The 6,929-nt window shown below is 47.9% G+C and carries 4 protein-coding genes; all 4 read left to right on the forward strand.

Annotated features, from left to right (window positions below):
* Positions 1-68: 68 nt before the first annotated feature.
* A complete protein-coding gene (locus OGW16_RS04935; RefSeq protein WP_286518034.1) occupies positions 69-2,369 on the forward strand; it encodes a type VI secretion system Vgr family protein in 2,301 nt (766 codons plus the stop codon).
* Positions 2,370-2,371: 2 nt separating this feature from the next.
* The gene (locus OGW16_RS04940) at positions 2,372-3,286 is read left to right on the forward strand and encodes a hypothetical protein (RefSeq protein ID WP_087050867.1); all 915 of its coding nucleotides are present in this window, start codon (positions 2,372-2,374) and stop codon (positions 3,284-3,286) included.
* A gap of 13 nt (positions 3,287-3,299) precedes the next feature.
* A complete protein-coding gene (locus tag OGW16_RS04945; RefSeq protein ID WP_286518035.1) occupies positions 3,300-6,389 on the forward strand; it encodes a T6SS effector BTH_I2691 family protein in 3,090 nt (1,029 codons plus the stop codon).
* Between the two features lie 10 nt (positions 6,390-6,399).
* On the forward strand, positions 6,400-6,929 hold a 530-nt coding region (locus OGW16_RS04950), incomplete at its 3' end, for a DUF6708 domain-containing protein (protein WP_353655692.1).

Genomic DNA, 6,929 nt, shown 5'->3' on the forward strand with positions numbered 1-6,929 from the left:
TATTACCTTAATGGGCATAGGGTTACGGCCATGGGCGGTAGCGTGCCCGAACGCCAGGAGGGCACAAAATGTTGTTTGATCACAACCATAACAAACTGACTATTCGTGGGCTGGACGTGGAACCAGACGTTCTGGCTTTCAAAGGACATGAATATCTCAGCCAGCCTTTTCGGTATGACATTCAGTTCACCAGCACTAATCATGGTATTACGCCGGAAACAGTATTGATGCAGGACGCTTCGTTCAGCTTGTGCGCACCGCCGGAACAGGGGATGGCGGTGATGACTCCGCAGCGCACATTGCATGGGGTGATTACCGCATTTAAGTGTCTGTCTGCCTCACGTGACGAAACGCATTACGAGGTGCGACTGGAACCCCGTCTGGCGCTACTTTCCCGCAGTCATCAGAGCGCGATTTTCCAGGATATGTCCGTCTCGCAGATTACGGAAAAAATCCTGCGTGAACGTCATGGTCTGCGCGGTCAGGATTTTGTTTTTAAGCTGAATAATGAGTACCCACGTCGCGAACAGGTGATGCAGTACGGCGAGAATGACCTGACGTTTCTGTCACGGTTGCTGGCGGAGACCGGGATCTGGTTCCGTTTCGCGGCAGATTCACGGCTGAAAATTGAGGTGATAGAGTTTTACGACGATCAGCAGGGATATGAACAGGGAATCACTCTACCGCTGCGCCACCCGTCCGGTATGTACGACGGCACAATTGAAGCCGCATGGGCGCTGAATTCGTCGCATTCGGTGGTTGAAAACACGGTTACCACCCGAGACTACAACTACCGTGACGCCCAAAGGGACATGGACAGCGCGATGGATGTCACTGCGGGCGACAAAACTACCCGTGGTGAAGCGTATCATTACGCAGATAATTTTCGTGAGGCCGGTAGCCCGCAGACGATTGAGAGCGGGGGATTTTATGCCCGTATCCGCCACGAACGCTATCTGAACGGGCAGACGCGACTGGGGGGCACCAGCAACAGCGTAACGTTAATGCCTGGCCAGGCGCTGAAGGTGACCGGCGGTGAGGCTCCAGATATGTTTGCCCACGGCGTGGTCATCACCGCGATTCATACCCGTGCCGCTCGTGACCGTAGCTATACGCTGGAGTTTGAGGCAATACCCTGTTCTGAACGTTACTGTTTTCGCGCACCTTCGCCGGAGAAACCTGTGATGGCGGGCACTTTGCCTGCACGGGTGACCAGTACCCAGCCAGGCGATCTCTACGGGCATATCGATAAAGACGGACGCTATCGGGTCAATTTACTCTTTGACCGCGATACATGGCCCGCCGGGTACGAAAGTCTGTGGGTGCGTCAGGCCAGACAGTATGCTGGAGATACCTATGGTTTTCATCTGCCACTGCTGGCCGGCACGGAAGTGGCTATTGCGTTTGAAAATGGCGATCCGGACCGGCCATATATCGCCCATGCACTGCATGACTCCGCCCATCCTGACCATGTCACCATCCGCAACAATAAACGCAATGTCCTGCGTACCCCTACGAACAACAAATTCCGCCTCGATGACACCCGTGGGCAGGAGCATATCAAGCTCTCGACGGAGTACGGCGGGAAGAGCCAGCTAAATCTGGGTCATATCGTGGACAGCGGCAAGCAGAAACGGGGGGAAGGGTTTGAGCTGCGCACGGACAAATGGGGGACGATACGCGGTGGACAAGGGCTGTTTATCAGTGCCGATATGCAGGCAAAGGCGCAGGACCTACAGCTTGAAATGAAAGCGGCGCTGGAAACCCTGCAACAGGCGCAAGGACTGGCGCAATCGCTGAGCGAGGCGGTGAAAACGGCCAACGCAGAGCTGGCACAAGTAGCAGCGCAAAAAAGTCTGATGGAAGGGTCGCTAAAAGATTTACAGCAAGCGGCTTTGCTGTTGAGCGCACCTGCGGGTATTGCACAGGTATCTCCGGAAAGTATTCAAATTAGTACGGGTAATAATTTTATTCAGACCTCGGCTGAAAACAGTGATTTCAGCGTGTTCAAAAAGTTTACCGTCGCTGCCGGGGAGGTTATCAGTCTGTTTGCTAAAACGTTGGGGATTAAGATTTTTGCCAACAAAGGCAAGGTTGAGATACAGGCGCAAGATGACAACATGGAGCTTACTGCCATGAAAGATATGAAAATACAAAGTAAGGACGGGGAGGTTTATATCTCGACGGCGAAAAAAATTACATTAGCATGCGATAAAACGGCACTCATTATTGAACGTTCAGGCGTGACCATTAAGACATTGGGTGATGTGAATGTGAAAAGCGCTACGTTTAATCGTCAGATCCCACAGCCGTATAATTATACGCCCCCGGAACTTCCTCCCGGTGCGACCTGCAAGGAGCGGACGTAATCGTGAGCAACTATAAACAGTTTCAATCGGATGATATATGTAGCGATTTTAACGGGCGGTACCAAAATGAATATCGCTATTTACTGGTCGATCCGTTAAAAAATGTCACTTTTTTAAATGATTTATGCCTAAGTAATTTAAAGGAAATATATGGCGCTGAAAACGTCAAACCCGTACTACGTCCTGATCTTCGCTACTCTCCGGAATCTTGTCCACATTTGATATTACTGGCCGCACCCGGAGAGGTGTGTTCAACCGCAGTGATTAATGAAGTTGTAAGATATGGAACCTATGAGCGGAAATATAATAAGCGCTATATTTGTGGGCTATTGAGCAGCGCTTGTGGGCTTCAGGTGTTGTCGCAAAAGATCGCAGATAATTGCCGAGCTCTTGGTGACCAGATAACTACAGGTTATTCATTACCCTTTTTTGAGCCATTGCGTATGGAGCTTTTGTATCTAACGCAGTTATCTCCTGTGATTGAAGAGGTTCTTTGGCCAATTTCAACCTGGTGGTATATAGCCTATACGGGAAAACTCAACGGCCTGAACAGCATCGAAGCAACGACAGCAGGTAAACTGACGTGGGGAATGCAGGAAGGCCAACTGAATATCAGGGATATATGGCGCATATTATATGCCTGGGATAATGGGAAAACGATCCTACCGGATAACGCAGTTTATCTGGCTGCACAAGCCTGGAAAGAAGTCGGTAAAATAGGATTGCATCAGTTGCGTGATAAAACTTATCTCGCACTAAATGCACTCAATTTTCCCGTTGATATAACCCGTCATTCAACCATTGCGTCTCTTCTGCAACAGGCGAGAGAAAATCCCTCGCTACTGTTGACGCAGTTACTTCAGACATTACCCGATTCAGTCTGGCTGGAACTGGAACAGCAAAGCACCGTTCAATAAGGAATGTTTATTTATGTCGCTTAAGGATCAATCTCAAGATAATGCCGCAGCAGCAGATCAGTCTGCCCAGATTCCGTCAGATTGTAAGGTGTGTCAACGAGAAGGCATTCCGGTTCTTCCCCTGCGGATTGCTGTTGTACCCAACGGGATGGTCTCTTCTGGTTGGCAACCTAACATTCAGCCACAACCTGCACCCTCGCTGAAAGGAGGGGAATATAAATATGCCTTAAGAACGTTGCGCATGGGATATCTGTACGTACTTTTAAAGCCTAAAGAAAGCAATGGCGATAAAAAAACATGGCAGGGTTATGAAGTTACAACAGAAGGCGCATTGCGGCAATTTGAAGCCACTCTGATGCCTGAATGTGATGCGGTAGAATCGCTTTGCAGCGCCTGTCGCACGCAAGGGCATTGCAATGCGGGAAGTTTTATCAATTTTGATACCAAAAAATACAGCGAAGCGTGGCTGGCATTTAGCAGCGATCCCTGGAGCGATGACGTTTTAAGTCAGTATGAAAAAGAACCGTCCGAAGAACGCTTTACGCATATTATTCTGGATAGTCTGCAAAGCGCGCCGTCTGCTGAAAAAGGCGAATTTGCGATCGATAGCGCGTTGTCATCATTGAAAGAGAAGGTGGCTGAATATGCAACCTTACTTTATCCCTGGCTGGAGAAGATTAATGAACCCGAGGGAGGAATGCATGGATTTTACTCACGCCAGGATGAGTCCACCTCATTTGGCGATTATGTTGATCGCATTACGCAGCAATACCAGTGTCCGCCGGTGGCAATTACCCTCACAGACAGTGTAGGGATTATTCAGGAGTTAAAAGCAGGGCAACTGCAGTTGGTGAGCGCCATGGAAGATTATATTAGCCAACCAGAAACCATGCACAAACATATCATCGCCCTGGCAATTGAAAACTATCTGGCGGGGTCGGAAGAGAGTATTAAGCAAAACAGCAAAACCCGCTGTGTGTATACCTCTTCCCCGTATCCTGCTGCTAACAGTGTGGAATGTATTGATAAAGACGAGGTTGGCCGCCAGACGTGGGATGAATACTTTACGCGTTTACAGCAAAGTTATGATGAAAAAGGGCGAGCCGATTTTGCAAAAACCTACAAGGAAAAGGTGGAATCCCTTCAACAGCGCATTGACAATGTGGGTAAAGATTTAGCTCTCTGGTATGTCGCGCCTCTCTGGAAATATGTTATCGATAATGACTATTCAAAACAGCAGGATCTGCTCGAATGGTATCGCCAGTTCACGACGGTCACCACCTGCCTGCAGGGAGGGGCAATTGATGATAGTACCCGTGATGTGTGGTGTACATGGTTCGGCGACACTAACAGTCCTGTATATAAAGGACTGCTAGGATATAGCACTGATGATTACAGCAGCATCTACAGCGGGCTAAGCGGCTATTCTTATTTGAAAGTTATTGTTGGTGCGGATGAAATCGGTAATACGCTAAAAAGCGACAGAATCCAGGCGATGTTTAACACCCGTATTCTGGCGATGAATGGCGCGTTTAGTCGGGGAATTGACAAACTGGATGATGCGACCCGACACGGGGTCATACGCATGCTTCAGGGGGCTGGGTATGTCGCCACGGGGCAAACGGTGACGCTTTTTTCCTTATCGATGACCATAAGAGAGTTCCAGCAGTTTTATCAGGAATATGGCACGCGCCTGGGCATGGAGGTTGCCAAAAATTCATCCCCGTTTAGTGGCACGATTCGTCAGGGAGGCGTGACAAGCACGCGTTCAGCCGTAGGATATTTGTTGGCGATCACGGACAACGAGTTGCTGGGCCAGCGGATTAATATGCAACTCAGCAGTATGGTTGCTTTAGAAAACCTTTTTAAACCGCTGCGTAAGTCCGGAGTGAGTCCTTCATCAGTAACAAATGCGCCGATTACTCACCAATCACATGTCGGCAATTTTGCCAGTGAACTCCGTATATCGTCACTTTCATTGCTGGATAAAACCGAGTCCTCTCTGCGCACGGTGGATGCGTCGCAATGGGAAAATATTCGCAGCAACATCATCAGTGAACGAACCGGGCGATTGGTGAGCGGTAATGCTATAGGTATGGTGCTGTCTACGGCCATGCTGGCATTCCAGACTTACGATCTCTGGGAAAATAACCGAGCACTTCAGTTTACCGACGGTAAATTTAAGCAGTTAACGAACTATCTGATGATCGCCAGCGCGGCAACGGAAATCGCCGGTTTTGGACGAATGTTAACGAAAAAAGGCCTCTGGCAAGTGTTGGGTAAGGATGTCCATATACTCATTAGAGCGGGTGGTGTTCTGGCCGGGGTTGCTTCGATAGTGGATGGGATAAGAGTATGTTTCAAAGTTCTGGATTCAATGAAGGCTGGAGACAGCAAGGCTGCGTTATTTTTTCTTTTATCCTCAGAGGCAACTGCTTTAGGCGGTCTTATTGCCACAATAAGCGCATCTGCAGGTGATTTTTTATTATTGGGACCCGCAGGACTGGCATTAGCGTTAATTTTTTTAGGCGCTGTATTAGCTCTTAGGGGGGAGCAACTACGTAGTACGCCGATTGAAATCTGGCTGCGGCGTTGCTGCTTTGGTCTTCGTCGCGAAGAAGATGATATTCCCTGGCAGGCTACGAGTCTGGAGGATTTAAACAGCGCCTTAGCCGATTATAACGCAATTATCTCCGGTATGCGGGTTCAGGTCGCCTTTAGCACACTCTCGTCTATTCCTGGTGGTGGAGGAACCTACCGACAAATTGAGTCCAATATTACGTTACCCGGTTATAATAGTGAATTATCTGCCTATGAATATCAACTGCAGGCATTTGCTGCTGATGGTAATGCACTATCAGTGACGTCAGAATCGCATGAAATGTTCCCTGGTCAGGATGATAAATATCATAATGAAGTCGAGTATTTTTTTAAAGGTTATATTGAGCATGAAACGGATGAAGATAACAGTTTTCTGATTATTAAAAATGGCGGATGGGTTTCATCGTTTTCATACAATAGGGCAGTGTTAACGGTGAGCTACTGGAAAAATAAATATAATGTTGAGGATGTGCTTTCATTAACGCTTAATGTAAAAGGATGAATATAATCACATGGCTAAAAAACCAGGCAATAAAGTAAAGCGTCGCGCATCACTGTCCGCCTCTGACAATAAAAAAAAGAAACAGCATACAGCAAACGTTGAAACGCAACGCCCCAAAAAACCTTTTTATCGCCGTTCCGTACTGATCCCGCAGGCGGAAAGATGGCAGGAGGATCTGCCGGTTCAGTGGCTGGAGCACGATGTTGAACCCAATGCTATCTGGCTGAATGAAAAGAATGATACCTGGCTGGAAATCCCCCGTTATGAGAATCAGATATCATGGGGCATGGGTGGGGTTATTATATTCATATCATTTTTGGCGATGCTTGTTTGCTTTTTTACATTTTTTTTGGGGTTGTATCATATATTAATTATTCAAATTTGTTTTTTTATTTTTTTTTCTTCGATGTTTGTATGGAGCATTCGAATGAATTCATATGTTCCCCGCGGTACGCCTGTACGCCTAAACCGTAAGCGGCAGAAAGTCTATATTTACGAACATCACCGCAGCAGCTGGAATCCGTGGATAGACTGGCCGGT

The organism is Citrobacter sp. Ce104 (assembly GCF_030334595.1).
In the GTDB taxonomy this organism is placed as follows: Bacteria; Pseudomonadota; Gammaproteobacteria; order Enterobacterales; family Enterobacteriaceae; genus Citrobacter; species Citrobacter europaeus.

Bases quoted from the DNA above. Each gene is read 5' to 3' on its own strand.
- OGW16_RS04935 (WP_286518034.1), top strand. From the start codon at position 69: ATGTTGTTTGATCACAACCATAACAAACTGACTATTCGTGGGCTGGAC.
- OGW16_RS04945 (WP_286518035.1), top strand. From the start codon at position 3,300: ATGTCGCTTAAGGATCAATCTCAAGATAATGCCGCAGCAGCAGATCAG.